The organism is Flexivirga oryzae (assembly GCF_014190805.1).
Classification (GTDB): Bacteria; Actinomycetota; Actinomycetes; order Actinomycetales; family Dermatophilaceae; genus Flexivirga; species Flexivirga oryzae.
On sequence record NZ_JACHVQ010000001.1, the window covers coordinates 2381409 to 2403446 of the forward strand.

At 70.6% G+C, this 22038-nt stretch carries 21 protein-coding genes; 13 read left to right on the forward strand and 8 right to left on the reverse strand.

Annotated features, from left to right (window positions below):
• Positions 1–127: 127 nt before the first annotated feature.
• Genes FHU39_RS11235 through guaD form a run of 4 tightly spaced genes read left to right on the forward strand, consistent with a single transcriptional unit; the run spans position 128 to position 6087 of the window.
• A complete protein-coding gene (locus FHU39_RS11235) occupies positions 128–1576 on the forward strand; it encodes a xanthine dehydrogenase small subunit (protein WP_183320412.1) in 1449 nt (482 codons plus the stop codon).
• Positions 1573–3975, forward strand: a complete 2403-nt coding sequence (xdhB, locus tag FHU39_RS11240) for a xanthine dehydrogenase molybdopterin binding subunit (RefSeq protein ID WP_183320413.1) — start codon at positions 1573–1575, stop codon at positions 3973–3975. Before FHU39_RS11235 ends, xdhB begins: the two co-directional genes overlap by 4 nt.
• Position 3976: 1 nt before the next feature.
• Complete coding sequence (xdhC, locus tag FHU39_RS11245; RefSeq protein ID WP_183320414.1) at positions 3977–4798, forward strand: xanthine dehydrogenase accessory protein XdhC; 822 nt, start codon at positions 3977–3979, stop codon at positions 4796–4798.
• Positions 4795–6087 carry a guanine deaminase gene (gene guaD, locus FHU39_RS11250; protein ID WP_183320415.1) on the forward strand — a complete coding sequence of 431 codons (1293 nt, stop codon included), beginning with the start codon at positions 4795–4797 and terminating at the stop codon, positions 6085–6087. The genes xdhC and guaD overlap by 4 nt, the downstream gene beginning before the upstream one ends.
• Before the next feature lie 116 nt (positions 6088–6203).
• Here guaD and FHU39_RS11255 read toward each other — a convergent pair whose 3' ends face one another.
• Complete coding sequence (locus FHU39_RS11255) at positions 6204–6602, reverse strand: MmcQ/YjbR family DNA-binding protein (protein WP_183320416.1); 399 nt, start codon at positions 6600–6602, stop codon at positions 6204–6206.
• Between the two features lie 74 nt (positions 6603–6676).
• Between FHU39_RS11255 and FHU39_RS11260 the strand changes: the two genes are divergently transcribed.
• Positions 6677–7828, forward strand: a complete 1152-nt coding sequence (locus tag FHU39_RS11260) for a zinc-dependent alcohol dehydrogenase (RefSeq protein WP_183320417.1) — start codon at positions 6677–6679, stop codon at positions 7826–7828.
• Positions 7829–7833: 5 nt separating this feature from the next.
• Here FHU39_RS11260 and FHU39_RS11265 read toward each other — a convergent pair whose 3' ends face one another.
• Positions 7834–9957 (reverse strand): DNA gyrase subunit B, encoded by a 2124-nt coding sequence (locus tag FHU39_RS11265; RefSeq protein WP_183320418.1) that lies wholly within the window; start codon positions 9955–9957, stop codon positions 7834–7836.
• A gap of 209 nt (positions 9958–10166) precedes the next feature.
• On the opposite strand from FHU39_RS11265, the gene FHU39_RS11270 reads away from it, so the two are divergent.
• From FHU39_RS11270 to FHU39_RS11280, 3 genes are all read left to right on the forward strand, one after another.
• Positions 10167–11447 (forward strand): MFS transporter, encoded by a 1281-nt coding sequence (locus FHU39_RS11270; RefSeq protein WP_221185238.1) that lies wholly within the window; start codon positions 10167–10169, stop codon positions 11445–11447.
• A 112-nt stretch (positions 11448–11559) separates the two neighbouring features.
• Positions 11560–11781, forward strand: a complete 222-nt coding sequence (locus FHU39_RS11275) for a DUF7455 domain-containing protein (RefSeq protein ID WP_221185475.1) — start codon at positions 11560–11562, stop codon at positions 11779–11781.
• 95 nt (positions 11782–11876) lie between these two features.
• A complete protein-coding gene (locus FHU39_RS11280; RefSeq protein ID WP_343065830.1) occupies positions 11877–12356 on the forward strand; it encodes a DUF456 domain-containing protein in 480 nt (159 codons plus the stop codon).
• Positions 12357–12386: 30 nt separating this feature from the next.
• Here the strand turns inward: FHU39_RS11280 and FHU39_RS11285 are convergent, their stop codons facing one another.
• From FHU39_RS11285 to FHU39_RS11295, 3 genes are all read right to left on the reverse strand, one after another.
• Positions 12387–12782, reverse strand: coding sequence for a DUF3040 domain-containing protein (locus FHU39_RS11285; protein ID WP_183320419.1), 396 nt, complete (start codon positions 12780–12782; stop codon positions 12387–12389).
• Between the two features lie 253 nt (positions 12783–13035).
• The gene (locus FHU39_RS11290) at positions 13036–13473 is read right to left on the reverse strand and encodes an SAV_6107 family HEPN domain-containing protein (protein WP_183320420.1); all 438 of its coding nucleotides are present in this window, start codon (positions 13471–13473) and stop codon (positions 13036–13038) included.
• A gap of 86 nt (positions 13474–13559) precedes the next feature.
• Positions 13560–14447 (reverse strand): methylenetetrahydrofolate reductase, encoded by an 888-nt coding sequence (locus FHU39_RS11295; protein WP_183320421.1) that lies wholly within the window; start codon positions 14445–14447, stop codon positions 13560–13562.
• 101 nt (positions 14448–14548) lie between these two features.
• On the opposite strand from FHU39_RS11295, the gene FHU39_RS11300 reads away from it, so the two are divergent.
• Genes FHU39_RS11300 through FHU39_RS11310 form a run of 3 tightly spaced genes read left to right on the forward strand, consistent with a single transcriptional unit; the run spans position 14549 to position 17980 of the window.
• Positions 14549–15628, forward strand: a complete 1080-nt coding sequence (locus tag FHU39_RS11300) for a polyprenyl synthetase family protein (protein ID WP_343065831.1) — start codon at positions 14549–14551, stop codon at positions 15626–15628.
• Positions 15625–17091, forward strand: a complete 1467-nt coding sequence (locus FHU39_RS11305; protein WP_183320423.1) for a phytoene desaturase family protein — start codon at positions 15625–15627, stop codon at positions 17089–17091. The genes FHU39_RS11300 and FHU39_RS11305 overlap by 4 nt, the downstream gene beginning before the upstream one ends.
• On the forward strand, positions 17084–17980 hold the full coding sequence (locus tag FHU39_RS11310) for a phytoene/squalene synthase family protein (RefSeq protein ID WP_183320424.1): 897 nt from the start codon (positions 17084–17086) through the stop codon (positions 17978–17980). The genes FHU39_RS11305 and FHU39_RS11310 overlap by 8 nt, the downstream gene beginning before the upstream one ends.
• On the opposite strand, the gene FHU39_RS11315 is transcribed toward FHU39_RS11310, so the two are convergent.
• From FHU39_RS11315 to FHU39_RS11325, 3 genes are read right to left on the reverse strand one after another with little or no spacing between them, the layout of a single operon-like run.
• Positions 17919–18260, reverse strand: coding sequence for a lycopene cyclase domain-containing protein (locus tag FHU39_RS11315; protein WP_183320425.1), 342 nt, complete (start codon positions 18258–18260; stop codon positions 17919–17921). The two genes, FHU39_RS11310 and FHU39_RS11315, sit on opposite strands and share 62 nt — an antisense overlap.
• On the reverse strand, positions 18257–18574 hold the full coding sequence (locus FHU39_RS11320) for a lycopene cyclase domain-containing protein (RefSeq protein WP_183320426.1): 318 nt from the start codon (positions 18572–18574) through the stop codon (positions 18257–18259). The genes FHU39_RS11315 and FHU39_RS11320 overlap by 4 nt, the downstream gene beginning before the upstream one ends.
• Positions 18575–18578: 4 nt before the next feature.
• Positions 18579–18950, reverse strand: a complete 372-nt coding sequence (locus FHU39_RS11325; protein ID WP_183320427.1) for an Rv2175c family DNA-binding protein — start codon at positions 18948–18950, stop codon at positions 18579–18581.
• Between the two features lie 176 nt (positions 18951–19126).
• Between FHU39_RS11325 and FHU39_RS11330 the strand changes: the two genes are divergently transcribed.
• Both FHU39_RS11330 and pknB read left to right on the forward strand, forming a co-directional pair.
• Entirely contained in the window at positions 19127–20044 is a 918-nt protein-coding gene (locus tag FHU39_RS11330) for a lytic transglycosylase (protein ID WP_183320428.1), read from the forward strand.
• Positions 20045–20112: 68 nt separating this feature from the next.
• Positions 20113–21978: a Stk1 family PASTA domain-containing Ser/Thr kinase gene (pknB, locus tag FHU39_RS11335; RefSeq protein WP_343065833.1), complete on the forward strand. Its 1866-nt coding sequence runs from the start codon at positions 20113–20115 to the stop codon at positions 21976–21978.
• Positions 21979–22038 lie beyond the last annotated feature (60 nt).

Sequence of the window (22038 nt, forward strand, 5' to 3'; positions counted from 1 at the left end):
CCACGGGTCCGGTCGTTCTGCATGGATAACCGATCGGATACCACCGATCGATGAGGTGACGGCGTCAACCCAACCATGCGACGACCTGACCGGGGTCTCCCGACTCCCGGCTCGAAAGGAGTCGCTGATGACCGATCAGTCGTCCGCCCTGGACGTCACCGTCAACGGGCAATCGCACGCGTTCACCGAGGCCGCGCACACCAACCTGCTGGACTGGTTGCGCTCCGAGGGCCTCACCGGCGCCAAGGAAGGCTGCGCGGAGGGCGAGTGCGGTGCGTGCTCGGTGCTCGTCGCACGCCCCGACGGCAACGGCGGGACGCAGTGGACCGCGGTCAACGCCTGCCTGCCCCCGGCCGCGGCCTTCGCCGGCCAGGAGATCGTCACCTCCGAGGGCCTCGGCACCCCGGAGTCGCTGCACCCGGTGCAGCAGGAGATGGCGGTGCGCGGTGGCTCCCAGTGTGGTTACTGCACACCGGGGTTCGTCTGCAGTATGGCGGCCGAGTACTACCGCCCCGACCGGACCGCGTGCGATCACGGGGACAGCGAGCACGGCGAGAACGGGTTCGACCTGCACTCGTTGTCGGGCAACCTGTGCCGCTGCACCGGCTACCGGCCGATCCGCGACGCGGCATACGCGCTGGGCGACGTCGCGGAGGGCGACGAGCTCGCCGCCCGACGTGCGCAGCCGGCACCGGAGGCGGTGCCCACGGCATACACCGCCGACGGGCGGCAGTTCGTCCGGCCGGCGACCCTCACCGAGGCGCTGACCGTCCTGCGGGACCGGCCGGACGCGGTGCCGGTCGCGGGCTGCACCGACTGGGGTGTCGACGTCAACATCAAGTCGACCCGCGCCGACCTGGTCATCGGCCTCGACCGGTTGCCGGAGCTGCGCACCTTCGAGGAGACCGACGACTACGTCGAGCTCGGCGCGGCGCTCACCCTCAGCGAGATCGAGCAGCGGCTGGACGGCCGGATCCCGTTGCTGGCCAAGCTCTTCCCGCAGTTCGCGTCCCGCCTGATCCGCAACGGTGCGACCATCGGCGGCAACCTGGGCACCGGATCGCCCATCGGCGACACCCCGCCGGCCCTGCTCGCGCTCGACGCCGACCTCGTGCTCACCGGGCTGGACGGCAGCCGGGTCGTGCCGCTCTCGGACTACTTCACCGGTTACCGGCAGACGGTGCGCGCGCCGGGCGAGCTGATCCAGTCGGTGCGGATCCCGTTGCCGCTGTCCGGCATCACCGCCTTCCACAAGATCGCCAAGCGCCGCTTCGACGACATCTCCAGCGTGGCCGTCGGCTACGCCTTCGACGTCGCCGGCGGTGTGGTCCGCAAGGCGCGCATCGGGCTGGGTGGTGTCGCCGCCACGCCACTGCGGGCCACCGCGGTCGAGGCCGCCCTCGAGGGGCAGCCGTGGACCGCCGAGACCGTCCGCGCCGCCGCAGCACTGCTGCAACAGGAAGGCACCCCGATGGACGACCACCGGGCCAGCAGCAAGTACCGCCGGGCCATGCTCGGCACCTCGTTGCGCAAGATTTTCGCCGAGACCGCATCCCAGGAAGGTGATGTCGCATGAGCGCGTTGTCCGAACTCCCCCCGAAGCCCGTTGTCGGCGACACCGTTCCGCACGAGGCGGCGGTCGAGCACGTGACCGGCTCGGCGCTCTACACCGACGACCTGGTGGGGCGCATGCGTGACCTGCTGCACGCCTACCCCGTGTCGGCGCCGCACGCCCACGCCCGCGTCACCCGCCTCGACACGGCCCCGGCATACGACGTGCCCGGTGTCGTGCGGGTGCTGACCGCCGACGACGTCCCCGGGGTCAACGACTCCAACATCAACCACGACGAGCCGCTCTTCCCCGACGAGGTGATGTTCTACGGCCACCCGGTGTGCTGGGTGCTCGGCGAGACGCTGGAGGCGGCCCGGCTGGGTGCCGCAGCGGTCGAGGTCGACTACGAGGCGTTGCCGGCGCTGGTGACGATCCCGGAGGCGATCGCCGCGGGCAGCTTCCAGGGACGGGCGCCGACGGTGTCCCGCGGCGACGTGGAGGCCGGTATGGCGGCCGCGACGCGCGTCTTCAGCGGCACCTGGGAGGCGTCCGGCCAGGAGCAGTTCTACCTGGAGACGCAGGCGTCGATCGCGTATGTCGACGAGTCCGGCCAGATCTTCATCCACTCCAGCACGCAGAACCCGAGTGAGACCCAGGAGATCGCCGCGCACGTGCTCGACCTGACCGCCTCGGAGGTCACCGTGCAGTGCCTGCGCATGGGTGGCGGCTTCGGCGGCAAGGAGACCCAGGCCAACGGCTACGCCGCGATCGCCGCGCTCGGTGCCACGCTCACGGGGCGCCCGGTGCGGGTGCGGCTCAGCCGCAACCAGGACCTGCAGTTCACCGGCAAACGCCCCGACTTCCTGTCCACCTGGGAGGCCGGCTTCGACGACGACGGGCACCTGCTCGCGCTCAAGGTGGAGCTGACCGCCGACGGTGGCTGGAGCATGGACCTGTGCCAGCCGGTGCTCTCCCGCGCCCTGTGCCACATCGACAACGCCTACTGGATCCCCAACATCCAGGCACACGGGCGCATCGCCAAGACCAACCGCACCTCGCACACGGCGTTCCGCGGTTTCGGCGGCCCGCAGGGCATGCTGCTCACCGAGAACATCATGGGCGTGGTCGCGCCGCAGCTCGGCCTGACCGGCGAGGAGCTGCGTCGCCGCAACTTCTACCGGTCCGCCGACCAGACGACGCCGTACGGCCAGCGGGTGCGGCAGATCGAGCGGATGCACCAGATCTGGGACCAGGTGCTCGCGGACAGCGACTTCGCCGGTCGCCAGCGGGAGATCGAGGAGTTCAACGCCACCCACGAGGACGTCAAACGCGCCATCGCGGCCACCCCGGTCAAGTTCGGCATCTCGTTCAACAAGAGCTCGATGAACCAGGGCGGCGCGCTCGTGCTGGTCTACAAGGACGGTTCGGTGCTGGTCAACCACGGTGGCACCGAGATGGGCCAGGGGCTGCACACCAAGATGCTGCAGGTCGCCGCGACCGCGCTCGGCCTGCCGCTGGCCAAGGTCCGGCTCGCCCCGACCCGCACGGACAAGGTGCCCAACACCTCGGCGACGTCGGCCAGCACCGGCGCCGACCTCAACGGCGGCGCGGTCAAGCACGCCTGTGACCAGATCCGCGACCGCCTCGCGGTCGTCGCGGGCGGGATGCTCGGCGTGCCGCCGGCCGACGTGCGGTTCGCCGAGGGCACCGCCTACGGCCTCAACAGCGACCGCGACCCGATCGCGTGGGACGAGCTGGTGCACATCGCCTACCTGCAGCGCATCCAGCTGCACGCGGCCGGCTACTACCGCACCGAGGGCCTGGAGTGGAACGAAGAGACCTACAAGGGCTCGCCGTTCAAGTACTTCTCCTACGGCGCGGCGGTCTCCGAGGTCGAGGTCGACGGGTTCACCGGCGCCTACCGCACCCGGCGGGTCGACGTCGTGCACGACGTCGGTGACAGCCTGTCGCCGCTGATCGACCTGGGTCAGATCGAGGGCGCGTTCGTGCAGGGCGCCGGCTGGCTGACGCTGGAGGACCAGCGCTGGGATGCCAGTGACGGTCCCGCGCGCGGCCGGTTCAGCACTCAGGGCGCCAGCACCTACAAGCTGCCGAGTTTCTCGGAGATGCCCGAGGTCTTCAACGTCCGGATGTTCGAGAACGCCACCGAGGAGGGCGCGATCTACGGCTCCAAGGCCGTCGGCGAACCCCCGCTGATGCTGCCCATCTCGGTCCGCGAGGCGCTGCGCAAGGCGGCGGCGGCCTTCGGCCCGGCCGGGATCAGCGTGCACCTGGCGTCCCCGGCGACCCCGGAGGCGGTCTACTGGGCGATCGAGGACGCGCGGTCGCGGACACCGGAAGCGCCTGCGGCGCAAGCGGTTCCGGCCGTTGCCGAGCGGCAACGCGTGCCATCGGGAGTATGACGTGAACTGGTATGACGCGATCGGCCTGCTCCGGCAGCAGCGCCGCGCGGCGGTGCTGGTGACGCTCGTGGACGTGCGCGGTCACGCACCACGCGAGGCGGGCGCCAAGATGGTCGTGACCGCGGACGCCGTCTTCGACACCATCGGCGGCGGCAACCTCGAGGAGACCGCCGTCGCGACAGCCCGCGAGACGCTCGCATCCGACGCGCCTGCTCATCCGCAGGAGTTGACGGTCGCACTGAGCGACAAGGCACCCGCCGAGCACGGCGTGCAGTGCTGTGGCGGCGAGGTGCGGATCCTGTTGGAGCCGTTGCCGGTTCGCGAGTCGATCGCGATCTTCGGGGTCGGCCACGTCGGATTCGAGCTGGCCCGCATCCTGGCCCGGCACGAGGTCGAGCTGCACCTGGTCGACTCGCGTGCGGCCCACCTGTCCCCCGAACGGCTCGCGGTGCTGGGCGACGCGGTCGCGACCGTGGTGCCGCACGTCGCACCGGTGCCCGAGGTCGTGCTCGGCGAGGTGCCGGCCGGCACCCATGTGCTGGTCATGACCCACGACCACGCCGAGGACATCGCGATCTGCGACGCGGCGCTGCGGTGCGCGCACCTGGCGACGATCGGGCTGATCGGCTCGTCGGCGAAGTGGACCCGCTTCCGCCGCCGGCTGGCCGAGGAGGGGCACGACGAGGCGGCGCTCGCGCGCATCACCACGCCGATCGGGCTGCCCGACCTGCCCGGCAAGGCGCCGGCGGTCATCGCGCTCAGCGTCGCCGCGGACCTGGCCCACCGCTTCACGGTCGCCCCGAGCGCGGCGGTGCAGCGATGACCATCTACCGCGCGACCGTCATGGACACACCGGTCGACCCCTTCGGCGGCGGCGCGTTGCGTGCCGAATCCGACATCGCGATCGCCGTGGCCGACGGACGGATCACCGCACGTGGGTCGTTCGCCGAGGTCCGCGCCGCAGCACCGGACGACGAGGTCCTCGACCTGCGCGACGGTGTGCTGCTGCCCGGCTTCGTCGACACGCACGTGCACTTCCCGCAGGTGCGCGCGATCGGTGCACTCGGCATGCCGTTGCTCGACTGGCTCGAGCACTCCGCGCTCCCGGAGGAGGCCAAGCTGCACGACCCGGCCTACGCGCAGGCCATCGCCACCGAGTTCCTGCACGGCCTGACCCGCGCCGGCACCACCTCCGCGCTGGTCTTCGGCTCGCACTTCGCGTCGGCCGTCGACGTGCTCTTCACGCAGGCCGAGCAACTCGGCCTGCGGATCACCAGCGGGCTGGTCGTCTCCGACCGGCTGCTGCGCGAGGACCTGCTGACCACACCGGAGCGGGCGTATGACGAGTCGGTCGCTCTGGCGTCGCGGTGGCAGGGGCACGAGCGGATCCGTTACGCGGTGACGCCACGCTTCTCCTACTCGTGCAGCTCCGATCTGCTGGAGGCGTGCGGCGCGGCATACAAGGACATCGACAACGCCTGGTGCACCTCGCACGTCAACGAGAACGTCACCGAAGTGGCCGAGGTGACAAGGCTTTTCGGCGGCACGAGCTACGTCGGCACCTACCAGGACCACGGGCTGCTGGGAGCGCACACGATCCTGGCGCACAACGTCCACCCGACCGACGCCGAGCTGGACATGCTGTCCGCGAGCCGGGCGGCGGTGGCGCACTGCCCCACCAGCAACGCCTCGCTGGGCAGCGGCATGTTCCCGCTCGCCGCGCACCTGCAACGCGGGGTGCGCGTCGCGATGGGCACCGACGTCGGCGGCGGCACCGGCTTCTCGATGTTCAAGGAGGGCCTGCAGGCCTACTTCATCCAGAGCCTGCTCGGTGCGCAGGGCATGTCCCTGACCCCCGCCCACCTTCTGCACCTGGCCACCACGGCGGGTGCCGACGCACTCGGCCTGCGCGAGCAGGTCGGTGAGCTCAGCGTCGGCAAGCAGTTCGACGCCGTCTTCGTTGCACCAGAAGCGGATTCACCGCTCGGCGTCGGCATCTGGCACGCGTCGAGCGCGGACGACGCGCTGGCGAAGATCTTCGCGCTGGGCACCCCCGCCGACATCGCCCGGGTCTGGGTCGACGGCCGACAGATCAAGCACGACACCTGGTAGCCGCACCGCCCCCCGCCGAGAGGACAACAAACACACCGACAGGACACGCAAATGTGCCCGTTCGGGCGCACTTTTCGTGTCCCCTCGAGCACAACGTGTCCTCTCGGCGATGGACGTCAGTCCGCGATCGGGTGGTCCTCGAGGTATGCCGCGGCGAGCTTCTTCGGCGCCCGGTCGAGCCACGCCTCGACGACCACCTCGGTGAGCTCGTCGACCCCGATCTCGTCCAGCCGCACGAGCACCGCGGGGTAACCGTCGAAGTGCGGGATCGTGAAGTAGATGCTCGGATCGTCAGCGATGAAGGCCTGTTTCACGCCTTCGTCGGGCACCCGCACTCCGAGGATCTCGCCCTCGGGGGCGTTCCCGCCGAGGTCGGCGATGTCCTTCTTGTGCAGTGGCCGCTCCCAGACGAAGCCCTTGCCCTTCACCCGCCACATGAGATGACCCCACGACACCTTGGTGTCCACTTCCGGCAGGTCCGCCACGATCGCCCGCACGTCGTCCCAGGTCGCCATACCCGGTAACTCTACGCGTATACCAGCGACCGTGCCGTCGGAGCGGACCAACGGCGCGTGCCAGGGTAGCCACCATGACGCGCGAACTCACCTACGTCACACGCGGCCGGCTCGAGTGGCGCGAGCGGGCCGATCCGCAGCTGCAGGCGCCCACCGACGTGCTGGTGCGCCCGTTCGTGGCAGGGCGTTGCGACGGTGACGTGCTGCCCCTGCACCACTCGGTGTCCCGGCCGATGCAGGCAGGTGTGAAGCTGCATCTCATAGACCCGGTCATCGCCGACATCACCGGCGCCGTCCCCTTCCACGGGCCGTTCGGCATCGGGCACGAGTGCATCGCTCAGGTCACCGCGACCGGCGACGAGGTCCGCGACCTCCGCGTGGGCGATGCGGTGGTCGTGCCGTGGTCCGTCTCGTGCGGCGACTGCCGGGAGTGCCGCCGCGGCATCACCGCGAAGTGTTCGACCGCTCGAGCCCTCAGCCCCGGAAAGGCGTTGGCAGCCTTCGGTTTCGGACCGTCGTGCGGCGCCTGGGGTGGTGTCGTCACCGACTCGCTCCGCGTGCCGTTCGCCGACCGGATGCTCGTGCGACTCCCTGACGGCCTCGACCCGTTGCGCGTCGCAGCCGCGGCCGACAACCTCAGCGACGCGTGGCGCTCGGTCGCTCCCCCACTGGACGGCACCCCGGATGCGTCGGTGCTGGTCATCGGCGGCGGCTCGCGCAGTATCGGTCTGTATGCCGCCGGTCTCGCCGTCGCACTGGGTGCTGCTCGGGTCGACTACGTCGACGACGACCCCGACCGGCTGGCCATCGCGGAAGGGCTCGGCGCCGCCGTGCTGGAGGTGTCCCGGCGTCGATGGACCTCCGTCTCGCCCGCGATCGGCACGACCTACGACGTGGCGGTGGAGGCCTCGTCGACCGAGCAGGGTCTGCGGGACGCGCTGCGCGCGCTCGGGCCGGGAGGGGTGTGCACGGCGACCGGCTACTACGTCGGCACCGGCACCAGGGTGCCGGTGATGGACATGTACGCGACGAGCGCGACCCTGCACGCCGGCGTCTCCAACGTGCGCCCTCGGCTACCGGAACTCCTCGACTTCGTGGCGCGCACCGGGTTCGCCGCAGAGCAGGTCACCAGCACGCTGCTGCCCTGGGAGGACGCACCCGCCGGGTATGCCGCACGCACGACGAAGCTGGTGCTGCACCGCGAGCCGCTCGACCTGTCCGCCTGAACCCGTCAGGCGTCGATGCGCTCGCGGTCCAGCTCCTTGGCGGACTCGACGATGAAGTCCTTGCGCGGTGCCACGTCGCTGCCCATCAGCAGGTCGAAGACCCGCTCGGAGTTCTCGGCGTCCTTCAGCGTCACCCGGCGCAGGGTCCGGTGCCGCGGGTCCATGGTGGTCTCGGCCAGCTGGTGGGCGTCCATCTCACCGAGTCCCTTGTAGCGCTGCGGCTGCTTGACGGTGCGGCCCTTCTTCTGGAACTGCGCCATCACCTGCCGCATCTGCTGCTCGGAGTAGGTGTAGACGACCTCGCCCTTGGCCCGCCCCTGCGCCGTGGTCTCGATGCGGTGCAGCGGCGGCACGGCCGCGAAGACCCGGCCCGCGTCGACCAGCGGGCGCATGTAGCGGAAGAACAGCGTCAGCAGCAGCGTGCGGATGTGCGCGCCGTCGACGTCGGCGTCGGTCATCAGGATGATCTTGCCGTAGCGCGCCATCTCCAGGTCGAAGGTGCGCCCCGACCCGGCGCCGACGACCTGGATGATCGACGCGCACTCGGCGTTCTTGAGCATGTCCCCGATGGACGCCTTCTGCACGTTGAGGATCTTGCCGCGGATCGGCAGCAGCGCCTGGAACTCGGAGTTGCGCGCCGCCATACCGGTGCCGAGGGCGCTGTCCCCCTCGACGATGAACAGCTCGGTGTGGTCGGTGTTGTTGGACCGGCAGTCCTTCAACTTGCCCGGCAGCGAGGAGGATTCGAGCGCGCTCTTGCGACGCAGCGTCTCCTTCTGGACGCGCGCGTGGATGCGCGCCTTCATCTCCGCGACGACCTTCTCCTGCAGCTGGGACGACTGCGTCTTGAACTCGCGCTTGGTCGAGGTCAGGCGGGCGGTGAGCTCGCGCTCGACCACCTTGCTGACGATCTGCCGGACCGCCGACGTGCCCAGCACCTCCTTGGTCTGCCCCTCGAACTGCGGTTCGGCCAGCCGTACCGTCACCACGGCGGTCAACCCGGCCAGGATGTCGTCCTTCTCGACCTTGTCGTTGCCGACCTTCAGCCGGCGGGCGTTGGCCTCCAACTGCTTGCGGAAGACCTTGAGCAGCGCCTGCTCGAAACCGGCGACGTGCGTGCCGCCGTGGGGGGTGTCGATGACGTTGACGAAGGACTTCATCCGCTGGTCGTAGCCGGTGCCCCACCGCACCGCGACGTCGACGCCGCAGACGCGCTCCACCTCGGTCGGGGTCATGTGGCCCTGGTGATCGAGCACCGGCACGGTCTCGGTGAACGTCGACTCGCCCTCCAGGCGCCACACGTCGGTGACCGACGGGTCGGGCGCCAGGAACTCGGTGAACTCCGAGATGCCGCCCTCGTGCAGGAAGACCTCCTCGTGCGGGCCGTCGGCGCCGGGGGTGTCCGGCAGGCCGCGCTCGTCGCGGACCACGAGGGTCAGGCCGGGCACCAGGAACGACGTCTGCCGGGCCCGTGAGATCAGCTGGTCGTAGTCGAACCTGGCGTTCTTCAGGAAGATCTGGTGGTCGGTCCAGTACCGGATCCGGGTGCCGGTGACGCCGCGTTTGGTCTTGCCGATGATGCGCAGTTCACTGCCCGCGGTGAACGGCTCGAACGGGGAGTCCGGGCCGGGACCGGACTTCGGGTCGTCGAAGATGCCGGGCTCGCCACGGCGGAAGCTCATCGCGTAGGTATTGCCGTGCCGGTCCACCTCGACGTCGAGGCGGCTGGAGACCGCGTTGACCACGGAGGCCCCGACGCCGTGCAGGCCACCGGAGGCGGCATACGACCCACCGCCGAACTTGCCGCCGGCGTGCAGCTTGGTGAAGACGACCTCGACGCCGGTGAGACCGGTGCGCGGCTCGATGTCGACGGGTATGCCGGCGCCCTGGTCGGCGATCGCGACCGAGCCGTCCGCATAGAGGGTGATCAGGACGTGGTTGCCGCGCCCGGCGAGCGCCTCGTCCACCGCGTTGTCGATGATCTCCCAGAGGCAGTGCATCAGGCCGCGGCCGTCGGTCGAGCCGATGTACATGCCGGGTCGCTTGCGGACCGCCTCCAGGCCTTCGAGCACCTGCAGGTGGCGTGCGGTGTATTCGCTCTTGGACGTGGTGGACGGGCTTGCGGTCACGAGTGGTGCTCTCTCCTGGCTGGTGTGCGCCCGCTCGCGCGGGCGGAAAGGCTTCGAGGCAGGTTAACGCTCGGGGCCGACGATCCCGTGCAGGCGCACGGATCCCGGACGACAACGCCCCGCGACCGGGCGTCGCATATTCGGTTGACGCGACCGGGTGGACACGCGTTAGATATCTCGATGTCAAGATACTTCGGCCGAGGGGAACCGTGAAAGCACTGCTGCGCCGCATCCTGTCCGACGATCCGCTGATCCGGGCGATGTCCTACCAGTCGGTGCTGTCCGCCTTCGGGGAGGGCGCCTTCCTCACCGGCTCGGCCGTGTTCTTCACCCAGATCGTCGGACTCAGCGCGGCGCAGGTCGGCCTCGGCCTGACCATCGCCGGGATCGCGACCTTCCTGGTCGCCGTGCCGCTGGGCAAACTCGCCGACCTGGTCGGGACCCGCCGCACCTGGATCATCGGCGCCTTCTGCGAGGCACTGCTCTTCGCCGGCTGGCTGCTCATCGGCGACTTCGCCGGGTATGTCGCCGTCACCATCGCGCTGCAGCTCGTCCAGACCTGGATGCGCGCCGGGCGCAACGCCTACCGCTTCGACGTCTTCCCCCGGGAGACGCGCGTCCGCTCGCTGGCCTACATGCGGGCCTCGCGCAACGTGGGCTACACCCTCGGCGCCCTGGCCAGCGGGCTCGCGCTCGCTGCCGACGACGACACCCTGGTGCGCGCGGTGCCGCTGCTGACCGCGGTGGTGCTGCTGGCCAACACCGCGTGGGTCACCCGGCTGCCACGCGTCGCACCGCACGCGGGGGGCGCGCCGGAGGACGCCCCGGCACCCGGCGCCGGGAAACGCCGCAGCGCGCTGCACAACCGCGGGTTCCTGCTCACCAGCATCTGCGACGGCGTGCTCGGCACCCACGGTGTGCTGCTCAACACCGTCATCCCGCTGTGGCTCGTCGAGCGGACCGACGCGCCGCGCGTCCTGCTCGCCTGGCTGTTCGGCACCAACACGGTGATGGCGGTGTTCCTGCAGGTCGTCGCCGCCCGCGGGGTCGACGACCCCCGTACCTCGCTGCGCGCGGAACGACGCGGAGCGCTGTGCTTCGTGCTGTCCTGCGCGATCGTCGCCGTCACCCACGACACGGCCGGCTGGCTCACGATCGCCCTGGTCTGGCTGGGCCACGTGACTGTCACCGGCACCGAGCTGTTCCAGTCGGCCGGCCAGTGGGGGCTACAGGCCGAGCTGTCCGATCCGCGCCGCCGCGGGGAGTACCAGGGCGTCGCGCAGCTGGGGTACACGCTGGGCACGGTCTGGGCGCCCGCCGCCTACACGTTCCTGGCGATGGACTGGGGCCCCTCCGGCTGGCTGGTCATCGCCGTGGTCGTGGTCGCCGCCGCGATCGTCATACATCCGGCCGCGCGCAGCGCGGAGCGCTATCTGGCCCGCGAGGAACGCCCGCCCGCGCCGCTTCGTCCCAACGTCACAAGATTGTGAAGCACGCCACACGCCGGGGATATGTTTCGACGGGAATCCCCTCGCGTGATTGACTGTTGACTACTTCGAGGACGGAAATCCCGGGGTGACCGGGAAGACCCGCAACGAGAGGATGAAGATCGTGACTACAGCAGTTGCCCAAACCTTGACCGCGTCCGATCGCTGCGACCGCTGTGGCGCCCAGGCATTCATCCGCGCTCGTCTCGGCTCCGGCCAGGATCTGCTCTTCTGCGCCCACCACGGCCGCGAGCACCTGGACAAGCTGCGCGAGATCGCCGAAGAAGTGATCGACGAGACCGATCGCCTGCACAGCGAGCCGACGATCGAGGTCTGAGTCGAGCCCAACCGACCGCGGAAAGGGCGGCGCGCCATGGCGGCGCGCCGCCCTTTCGCGTCGGTCCGGGCCGATCCCTGGGCTAGGTTTCCCCCGTGGACGCTGTGACGGTGCTGGCCGGCCTGATGATCGTGGTGGGCATCCTCGGGCTGATCATCCCGGTGCTGCCGGGGCTGTTGCTGTGCCTCGCGGGCGTGCTGCTGTGGGCCTGGCACGTGGGCAGCGCCCTGTCCTGGACGATCTTCGGCTGCTGCGTGGCGGTCGCCGCGGTGGGCTGGGTGGTGCAGTTCCTGGTGCCGAACAAGCGCCTGAAGGAGGCGGGCGTGCCGGGGGTCGCCAAGCTCGCCGGCGTCGCGGGCGCCGCCATCGGCTTCTTCGTCATCCCGTATGTCGGACTGTTCGTCGGGTTCCCGGTCGGGGTCTTCGCGGCGGAGCAGGTGCGGCTGCGTGACTCGGGGCGGGCCTGGACGTCGACGAAGGCAGCGGTGAAGGCGGTGCTCACCAGCATCGGCATCGAGCTCGCGGCGGCCGTGCTGGTCTCGTGGATCTGGGTCGTGGGGGTCGTGCTCAGCTGACGCGCGCGCAGCGGGCGGCGGGGCGCGGACTCACCAACCCTGGCCGCGGCGGCGGTCCCAGCGCTCCTCGAGGCGCTGCATGAAGCTGCCGTTGTTGCGTGACTGCCGCTTCGGGTGTGCCGCGCTGACCGACCCGTCGTCCTGAACCGTGCCGAAGTCGCGCAGGCTCGCGGGTTTGAAGGCGTAGGCCGCACCGGCGACCATCACCACGAAGCCCACCACGCCCAACCAGATCTGCGTGATCGCCATGCCGACGATGACGAGTCCGAGGCCTACGACGAGGCCACACACGCCGACCGCGATACGACGCCGCAGGCGGCTTCGACCCGGATGGGCGACCATGTGCGACGCAAACTTGGGGTCCTCCACCTTGAGCGCCTGCTCCATCTGGTCGAGTAGGCGCTGCTCGTGCTCCGAAAGCGGCACGTTGACCTCCCAAAGTCCGTCGGTCGCCACCACGCGGCGACCGGTCCGCCAGCTGATCGCCGACTGATCTCGATACCAGGATAGTTCGCCACTCTACGTGACGGTAGGTGCCCACCGATCAGACGGCCAAAACAACCGCCGTCACCGAGGTCGACACCACTCCTGGGACGAGACCAGCCCCCGACCGGATCCCATTGTCTCGCGTCAGCTTAAACGTCTCCCTCGGGGTGTGGTGCCGAACGGACCGACCTGTTCACCCGGCGTTGGTCGGTGCGACACAGGCGGTGAACGACTCGACCATCGGCAGCCCGAGGTGCGCCAGCACCAGCTCGAGGAACGCCTCCACCTGCCGGACCAGGTCGTCGGCCTCCCGCGTGGACAGCAGCAGCGCACCGGTCTCCACCTGGCCGCGCCGTCGCGCGGTGCCGGCGAAGAAGTCCGCCCACTCGGCGAGCTCGGGAGCGACACCGGGCAGCACGGCCCACACGTTGCGTGGCCCGGAGCGGGGAGTGCGTCGCGCGTCTGCCGCGAGGACCGCGGCAGCGGCCCGCAGCGCGGCGAGGTGCGCGAGCCGGTAGCGCTCCTCGGCCGTCTCGGCATGACAGGCCTGCAGCAGGCCGATCCGCGTGCGGTCGACCAGGTCGAGCACGGTGGCCGCGACCGGCGCGGGCGAGACGGGGTGAGCTGACATGCGGTCCTCCTCGAGTGACAGAAGATCGAAACTGTGTTCGATTCGTTCCTCGAGGTTACCGGTCTCCACCGACAACGCCGCGCCGGTCAGACCAGGCTCACCTGCCGGAGGTTGGCGAAGACCTCCAGGGTCGCCGTCGACTTGTTCATCGTCATGAAGTGCAGTCCGGGAGCACCCTCCCGCAGCAGCCGCTGCGAGTGCTCGGTGCAGATGGCGATGCCCTCCCGGCGCACAGCCACGGGGTCGTCACCGGCGTCCGCGATGCGCCGGACCACGTCCTGCGCCAGCGGCTGCCCGTTGAGCTCGGTGAGCCGTTGCAGCTGCCCCGGCGCGGTGACCGGCAGCAACCCCGGGATCACGGGCATGGTGCAGCCGCGCCGGTCCAGCAGGTCCCGCAACCGCAGATAGGCGTCCACGTCGGTGATCATCTGGGTGATCGCGAACGCCGCACCCGCCTCCGCCTTGCGCACCAGGCTGTCGGCGTCCTGCTCGAGGGAGGTGGACTCCGGGTGCTTGTCCGGGAACGCCGCCACGCCCACCGTGAAGTCGCCGAGCGATCGCACGAGCGCCACCAGCTGGTCCGCGTGGTCGAGGCCCTCCGGGTGCGCCTCCCACACCGACGACGGGCCACCGGGCGGGTCGCCGCGCAGGGCCAGGACGTTGCGGATGCCGACGGCGGCATACTCCCCCACGACCCGGCGCAGCTCCGACACCGACGAGCCGACGCAGGTCAGGTGCGCCATGGTGCGCAGGGTCGTCTCCTGCTCGATCCGCCCGGTGATGCGCACCGTGCGGTCGCGCGTCGAACCGCCCGCGCCGTACGTCACCGACACGAAGGTCGGGTGCAACTGCTCCAATCGCCGCACGGAGTTCCAGAGCACGGCCTCCGCGCGCTCGCTTCGCGGCGGCATGAACTCGAAGCTGAAGGACGGGCCTTCCTCCGCCAGCAGCTCCGGGATGGGGCGCGTCGTCATGCCACTCAGCTTACGGACCGGTACGCCGACTACGCTCGATGCGATCACCATCCGGTACATCGACTGCGCTCGCGCGATCACCAGTGGAAGGGACAACCGTCGTGCCCACCGCGGACCTTGAGGACCTGCGCTCCCGGATCCAGCACGCACTCGACCAGGAGCGCCGCACCCAGGAGGCCATCCTCGCGCCGCTCGGTCCGGAGATGACCGATCTGCTCGACGCGGTGTTCGCTCTGCTCAAGGGCGGCAAACGGCTGCGCGCCGGCTTCTTCTACTGGGGTTACCGGGCCGCCGGCGGTCCCGACTCGGACGCGTTGGTGCGGGCGGCGATGTCGCTCGAGGTCTTCCAGGCGGCGGCGCTGCTGCACGACGACGTGATGGACGACTCCGACGTCCGCAGGGGTATGCCGTCAGCGCATCGCCGGCTGGCGGCCGTCCACCGCGAGCGCGGCCTGGCCGGTGACGCCGACCGCTTCGGGGTGGCCGGCGCCATCCTCGCCGGCGACCTCTGCCTGAACTGGACCGACGAGATCTACTCCACGAGCGGGCTGGCGAGCGAGGAACTCGTGCGCGGCCGCCGGGTGCTGGACACCATGCGCACCCAGTTGATGGGCGGGCAGTACCTCGACGTCGTGGAGGCCGGTCAGACGTGGGACGACCTGCCCACCGAGGAACGCGTCGCCCGGGCGCGCCGGGTGATCCGCTACAAGAGCGCGAAATACACCATCGAGCACCCCTTGCTGATCGGGGCGTCCTGCGCCGGGGCCGACCACGGGACGCTGGCCGCCCTGTCCGACTACGGCCTCGCGCTCGGCGAGGCGTTCCAGTTGCGTGACGACCTGCTCGGCGTGTTCGGTGACCCCGAACGGACCGGCAAGCCGGCCGGCGACGATCTGCGGGAGGGCAAGCGGACGGTCCTGATCGCCTTCACCCTGGAGGGCATGGACCCGGCGGACCTGCGCCGCTTCCGGGCGGTGTTCGGCACCGCGGACCTGTCCGCCGCCGACCTCGCCTGGCTGCGCGAGCAGTGCGTGCGCTCGGGCGCGGTCGACCAGACCGAGAAGCTCATCACCGCGCAGGCCGACGCCGCCCGCCGGGCACTGGACGGGGCGGGGCTCACCGACCACGGCCGGGCCGCACTGCTCGAACTCATCGACGTCTCCACGGCCCGCTCGTCGTGACCCCGGGGCCCGGCGGGCCCCGGACCGCGGTCGTCGTCGGTGCCGGGCTGGCGGGACTGTCCGCGGCCCTGCACCTGTGCGGCGCGGGTGTCGACGTGACGCTCCTCGAGGCCGAGGACGCCGCCGGCGGGCGCTGCCCGGACGTGGCCGCCGACGGATACCGGCTGGAGCTCGGTCCGACGGTGCTCACCGAGACCCACCTGCTGGAGTCGGTGTTCGCGGCGGTCGGCGAGTCGATGGCGGACCGGCTGACGCTGGTCGATCTCGATCCTGCGTACGTCGCGCACTTCCCGGGCGGCGAGGTCCTGCCGATGCACACCGACCCGGACCGCATGCACCGGGCCGTCGCCGACTTCGCGGGCGAGCGGGAGGCGGCCGGCTACGACCGGTTCGTGCGCCGGGTGCAGCGGATGTACGACGTCGAGATGCCGCACTTCATCGACCGCAACCTCGACGGTGTCCCCTCACTGGTCCGGCCGTCGCTCGGGCGGTTGGCCGCGCTGCGCGGCTTCGGCCGCCTCGACCGGCTGATCGGCTCGCACTTCCGCGACGAGCGCCTCCGGCAGGCGTTCAGCTTCCAGTCGTTGTATGTCGGGGTGCCACCCGATCGAGCGCGAGGGATGTTCGCCGTCGTCAGCGCCATGGACCTGGTGCACGGCGTCCGCTACCCACTGGGCGGCATGCACGCGATCGTGCGCGCCCTGGTCCGGGTGGCACAGCAGCACGGCGTCGAGCTGCGCCTGGGCGAACGGGTGACGGCGGTCCGACCGGCTCACGGCGGTTACGACGTGTCGACCACATCCCGCAGCATGCACGTCGACGCGGTCGTGCTCACCTGCGAACCATCCTGCGCTGCAACGCTTCTCGCCGACCCGACGGCGGCACGACCGGTGTCGACGCCGTCGCCGAGTTGTGTCCTGCTGGCCGCGGGCGTGCCGTCCGGACTCGCCGGCACCGGGCACCATCACGTGCACTTCGGCCGGTCCCTGCAGGGAGCGCTGGACGACCTCACCGCGGGCCGCCCGATGCGCGACCCCAGCTTCCTGGTGTCCGTGCCCACCCGGACCGACCCGTCCCTGGCGCCGGCGGGCGGCGACGTGCTCTACGCGCTCTTCCCGACACCGGCGCAGCACGGACCCGGCGCCGCACTCGACTGGGCTGCGCTGCGTGCCCCGTACCGCGACCACATGCTCCGGCGGCTCAGCACGGCCGGTTATGCCGTCGACGACCTGGTGGGCGAACACCTGCTGACGCCCGCGGACTGGACGGCGCGCGGGCTTCCCTGGGGCACACCGTTCTCCGCGGCGCACACGTTCCGGCAGAGCGGACCGTTCCGCCAGCCGAACCGGCTCGGTCCGCGGCTCGCCCTCGCCGGGTCGGGCACCACACCGGGCATCGGCGTGCCGATGGTCCTGATCAGCGGTCGCCTCGCGGCGGACCGGGTGCTGTCGCAGCATGGCTGAGCTTCGGGCGGCCTACCGCAGGTGCCGCGAGATCAACGCCCGGCACGGCAGATCGTTCTACCGGGCGACCAGCCTGCTGCCGCCGGCCCGCCGCCCGCACGTGTGGGCCCTGTATGCCGTGGCGCGTCACAGCGACGATCTGGTCGACCACCCGCAGTTCGGCACCGATCCGTCGATCACCTTGCGGCAGTGGGAGATCCAGGTGCTCGATGCGGTGTCGAAGTCGGTCCGGCCCGCCGACCCCGTGCTGCTGGCACTGCAGCACACGGTGCGCGAGTTCGACATACCCACAACGCTTTTCGAGCAGTTCTTCGCGTCCATGCGAAGCGACCTGACCACGACCCGCTACGACCGGTGGCAGGACCTGCGCGCCTACATGAGCGGCAGCGCCGCAGCGATCGGGAAGATGACGGCGCCGATCCTCGGCGGCGACGCGTCGAGCCTGCGCTTCGCGGCGGCGCTCGGTGAGGCGTTCCAGTTGACCAACTTCATCCGGGACGTTGCCGAGGATTGGCAACGCGGCCGGATCTACCTGCCGCTGGAGGATTTCCGCGCCTGCGGTCTGACCGTCGACGAGCTGGGCAGCTGTGTCGCCACCGGCACGAGCAGTGCCGCGCTCCGCCGCGTGATCGCGCAGGAGGTCGACCGTGCTCGCGGGTTGTATGCCGCCGCCGAGCCGGGTCTTCTCGAGGTCGACCCGGTCGTCCGGCCGTGCCTGCGTGCGGCGTTCGGTCTCTACAGCGCGATCCTCGACACGATCGAGCGGGCCGACTTCGAGGTCTGCCGCGGCCGGACCGTCGTACCGACCCGGCACCGCGCGTTCGTCGTCACCCGCTCGCTGAGTGCCCGCCATCCCGCGCGCACCACCACCGCCACGAGACGATCGTGAGCAGCACCAGCGCGAACCCGAACCCGACATCCTCCACGGGCGCGTAGCAGAAACGCCAGTCCCCCACGAACTGCTCGTGATTGCCGCCGAGAATGGCCGCGTCGTCATACGTCACGATGCGGCGGCCGGTCAGCCAGCCGTTGACCGCGAGCTGCCCGACGAAGCAGATCGCGTACGAGATCCACCACTGCCGGGTGAGCACGACACGGGTGCGGACGACGACCAGGTCGAGCAGCAGCGCCACGACGACGGCGACGGCCGACAGCAGGGTGTAACTCATCGTCCGCGCCGCCCCAGCAGGGCACCGACCGCCTCGTAGCAGGCAATCGCGGCGAAGGGTATGACGACGAAGAACGCCCACTCCTCCACGGGCAGGCCCAGCAGCCGCACGCCGAGGACCTGTCCGACGTCGAAGTGCCACTGACCGGCTCGCGTCGCGCACACGTCCCACACCACGAAGGGTGCTGCGGCACAGCAGATCGCGACCGCCAGCACCCGGACCCGCCGGACCCGTTGCAGCCCGAACGCGGGCACCAGCGGCACGGTCACCGCCAGGCACGCGACGAGTGCCGCGGCATACGCCAGGTGGCGCACGGGCTCAGAAGGCGAGCTCGGACGCGCGCTTGCGCACCTCTGCCTTGCGGTGCGCCCGCAGCATGGTCATCGGGGAACCCTCGATCGGCAGGGTCGGGTCCACGGTGAACAGCCACTCCAACGCCTCGTCCGGTGACAGGCGGGCGTCGAGCAGCACGGTGATCGTGCCCTCGATGCCGGTGAGCAGGTGGTCGTCCTCGACGAACGCGGCCGGGACGCACAGCGCGTTGTTGGGACCGACGCGGTGCGCCAGCACGACCTTGTCGTCCACCAGCCGGCGGGCCTGGCGCTGGGTCAGCCCGATCGCGTCCCCGAGCTCGGGGATCGACAGCCACTCGCCGACCAGGGTCTCCAGATCACTCGCCGCATCAGTCACGCAGGCGAGTCTAGAAGGGTCGCCCGGTCCGCGATCAGCGCCCTCGACACGCCTGTCACCTGCGGGTCGGCCACCGCGCAGCGGTGAGCGGCTACTTTGACGACGCGTCACACCTGCCCCAGCTGCCACACCCGGCACATGCACCTCGCGCGTGCCGGATGGCGAAGGAGACCCCCATGGCACCGCTCACGACCGGCGCGCCGCTCGTCACCGCGCACGCCATCCACGCCAAGGCCAACACGCACGCCGACAAGAAGAAGGCCGCCAAGCACACAGCGCCGAAGAAGTCCACGGCGCCGAAGCTGCACCCGCGGCGCAGCACGACGGTCGCCAAGCGCGTCGTGCGCAGCGCGTCGCCGTACCGCGTGCGACCCGGTGACAACCTGAGCACGATCGCCGTCCGGCACGGCGTGTCCCTCGCGGCGCTGGTCAAGGCGAACCACATCGGCGACCCGAACATCATCCTGCGCGGCGCGACGATCCGGATACCGCACAGTGCGACCGCACACCCTGCCGCGGCGCCGAAGCCGGCGACGGCACCGAAGAAGGCGACGGCACCGAAGAAGGCCACGACGACCAGCCGCAGCAGCCGGCGCAAGCCGGCGACCACCAGACACACCACGGCGCGCAAGCACGCACCCACGGCGCACAAGCCGAGGTCCAAGGCGGACGCCACCCGGGCCGCGCTGGCCAAGCGCACGGTCCCGACCCGCACCGAGACCAAGAAGCTGATCGAGCGGACCGCGCGACACTACGGCGTCAACCCCCGGCTGGCCCTGGGCATCGGCTGGCAGGAGTCCGGCTGGAACCAGCGGGCGGTGTCACCGGTCAACGCGATCGGCACCATGCAGGTCATGCCACAGTCCGGCGAGTGGGCCTCGACGATGGTGGGCCGCCGGCTCGATCTGCTCGACGCCCATGACAACGTCACCGCCGGCGTCACGATCCTGCGCTACCTGACCAGCAACTCCAAGGACCTGGATCAGGCCATCGGCGGCTACTACCAGGGCCTCGGCGCCATGCGGGAGTACGGCCCCTACACGGACACGCGGCAATACATACGGAACGTACGTGCCCTGATGCACCGTCTCTAGTAGGAGACGATTCGCCCCATGGCGCGCCGTGGCAGGCGCCTGAAGCACGAGGTTCGTAGACTTTGAGCGTGTCAGTATCCGCCCCATCGCTTGTCGGTCGCACGATCGACAAGCGATACGTCATCCGCGAGCACCTCGCGGACGGCGGCATGGGTTCGGTGTATGTCGCCCTCGATCAGCGCCTCGACCGCGAGGTCGCCCTGAAGATCATGCGCCCCGACCTGGCGCGGGACGACAACTTCGTGCTGCGGTTCCGGCGCGAGGCGCGGTCGGCGGCCCGACTGACGCACCCCAACGTGGTCGCGGTCACCGACCAGGGCGCCGACGAGGACTTCGTCTTCCTGGCGATGGAGCTGGTCCGGGGCCAGACGCTGCGGCAGCTGATCCGCCGCGACGCGCCGCTGCCGGTCGGTCAGGCGCTCGAGGTCGGCGAGGGCATCCTGCGCGCGCTCGACGCAGCGCACCGTGCCGGCCTGGTGCACCGCGACGTCAAACCGGAGAACGTCCTGATCGGGCAGCACGCCGTCAAGGTCGCCGACTTCGGCCTCGCCCGGGCGGTGACGACCGACACCGTCACCGGCGACAGCGAGGTGCTGCTCGGCACCGCCGCGTACCTGTCCCCCGAGCAGGTGGAGTACGGCCGCGCCGATGAACGCAGCGACGTCTACGCCGCCGGTCTGCTGCTCTTCGAGATGCTCACCGGCGAGAAGGCGTTCCCCGGTGACTCCCCGATCAATGTCGCCTACCAGCACGTGCACGGCACCATGCCGCGACCGTCGGACGCGGTGCCGTCGGTGCCGACCGAGATCGACGAGTTGGTGCTGCGGGCGGCGGCGAAGGACCCCGACGACCGCCCGGCCAACGCCGGCGAGTTGCTGCAGGAGCTGCTGGCCACCCGCGCCCGGCTGAGCAACGACGTCCTTGCCGAGGTGCCGCAGACGGAGCAGCTCGCCACCGCCGGGTCGCACGAGACCGGTCCGCTCGCCGCGAGCCGCACCCAGCACTTCGACCGGGACGGGCTTCCCTCCACCGGCCGCGCGCGGCGGCGTCGCTGGCCGTGGATCGCCGGCATCCTGGTAGCGCTCCTGGTCGTGGTCGGCGGCGTGGGCGGCTGGGCGTTGACCGCAGGGCCGCTCGGCCGGGTCGCCGTGCCCACCGTGGCAGGCGTCGCCCAGGGACGCGCCGTGAGCGCCGTACAACATGCCGGGCTGCACGCGAAGGTGCGCCAGGTCTTCTCCGAGAAGATCGCCAAAGGCGTTGTCGTGTCGAGCGATCCGCGATCCGGCGGCGAGGCCCGCAAGAACTCCACGGTCACGTTGACCGTGTCCAAGGGGCCGGAGCGGTTCACCGTGCCGTCGCTCGTCGGCAAGACGGAGGCGGCCGCCCGGGCCGCGATCCACCGCTCGCACCTCACGGTCGGCACCGTCACCACGGCGTATGACGAGCAGGTGCACGCCGGCCGGGTCGTGTCGGTCGACCCCGACGGCGGCACGGCCCAGAAGCGCGACACCAAGATCGACCTGGTGGTCAGCAAGGGCAAGCAGCCGATCGACATCCCCGACGTGACCGGCCAGCCCAAGGACGACGCGAAGCAGCAGCTCACCGACGCCGGCTTCACGGTCACGTTCGGTGCCGGGCAGAACAGCGCCACCGTCCCCGCCGGCGACGTCATCCGCCAGGACCCGTCCAGCGGCACCGGCCACAAGGGCGACCGGATCCAGCTGGTCGTGTCCAAGGGCCCGGTGATGGTCACGGTGCCCAAGGTGATCGGCATGTCGTCGGGTGCGGCCAAGGACAAGCTCGAGGCATTGGGCTTCCACGTCAAGACCAATTACCCGCTGCTCGTGCCGGTGCTGTTCCAGGTGCAGGGGCAGTCGGTCAAGCCGCTCAGCCAGGCACCCGAGGGCAGCACCATCACCATCGACGTCGTCTGACCCCCGGCGGGACATTGGGAAACGGAGGGTCCATCCGATAGGATGGCTAAGTGATTTTCC